The organism is Nocardia seriolae NBRC 15557 (assembly GCF_007990715.1).
GTDB classification, from domain to species: domain Bacteria; phylum Actinomycetota; class Actinomycetes; order Mycobacteriales; family Mycobacteriaceae; genus Nocardia; species Nocardia seriolae.
Genome location: NZ_BJWY01000270.1, coordinates 1 through 1,138, shown reverse-complemented (window position 1 = coordinate 1,138; position 1,138 = coordinate 1). Strand labels below are relative to the sequence as shown.

Sequence of the window (1,138 nt, the reverse complement as noted above, 5' to 3'; positions counted from 1 at the left end):
GGGTTGTAGAAGCCGGTGATCCAGGTGACGATCCGCACCGCGGCTTCGGCGCGGGTGCGGAAGCGGTGTCGGTGGACGAACTCGACCTTCAGGGTGGAATTGAACGATTCGGCCGGGGAGTTGTCCAGGGCCGAGGCGACCCGGCCCATCGACTGCACCACGCCCAGGTGCCGGCACAAGGCGTTCGTGGCCGCGGCGGTGTATTCGCTGCCGCGGTCGGAGTGGAAGATCACCCCGTCGATCACATCGAACCCACCCCGGGTAGCAGCGGCCATTTTCAGTGCAGAACAAGCCAGTTCGGCATCATGATGGGCACTGGTGGCGTAGCCGAGCAGCCGACCCGAGAACCGGTCCTCCACCGTCGCCAAATACAGTTTCCCCTCGTCGGTGACGATCTCGGTGACATCGCCGACCCACAACACGTCCTGGGCGACAGCGGTGAACTGACGGCGCACCAGATCCGGTGCCGCCGCGCGTTTTCCCTGCCGCGTGGTCGCGGATCGGCGCTTGACTTTCCGTGCCACCCAAGCATTTTCGGCCATGATCGCGGCGATGGTGTTCTCGGAAACCTGCCAACCCTTCTCCCGCAGCTCGAGTCCGATCCGCGGGCTGCCGTAGGTGCGGCCCGAATCGGCGAACTCCTTGCCGATCGCGGCGGTCAGTTCTTCACGGCGCTGCTGGCGCTGGGTCGGCTCACGGTCGTTCCACTTGTAGAACCACGACTCGCTGACCTCGAGAGCGCGGCAGGAAACGGCGTGTGGCACACCGTGTTCGGTCCTCTGGGCGGCGATGAACCCGGCCACGCTCACTTGGTCGCCTCCTTCACCCACAGGACCACTGATCGCTTGAGCACATCGCGCTCCATCGCCAGCTCGGCGTTCTCGCGCCGCAGCCGCAGCAACTCCTCACGTTCGGACTCGCTGAGCCGGTCACCGCCGGCACCGTCGCGCTGGGCCCGGTCCCGGGCCACCCACGTGGTCAGCGTGCCCTCGTTGACCCCCAGCTCACGGGCAACCTGCGCGACCGGCCGCCCCGTCTCACGCACGATCCGGACCGCTCCCTCACGGAACTCCGCATCGTATTTGCGTCTCTTCTCCGCCATCTGGCCTTCCCTCTACAATCCGGCCTCCACGATATG

Annotated in this window: 2 protein-coding genes; both read right to left on the bottom strand. The window is 66.3% G+C overall.

Annotated elements, in window-relative coordinates; genetic code table 11:
* Window positions 1-809, bottom strand: an 809-nt coding sequence (locus NS2_RS35665; RefSeq protein WP_147207451.1) for an IS3 family transposase, incomplete at its 3' end; no start/stop codon positions are given.
* Window positions 806-1,102 (bottom strand): transposase, encoded by a 297-nt coding sequence (locus NS2_RS35660; RefSeq protein ID WP_036553000.1) that lies wholly within the window; start codon window positions 1,100-1,102, stop codon window positions 806-808. The genes NS2_RS35665 and NS2_RS35660, both read right to left, overlap by 4 nt.
* Window positions 1,103-1,138 lie beyond the last annotated feature (36 nt).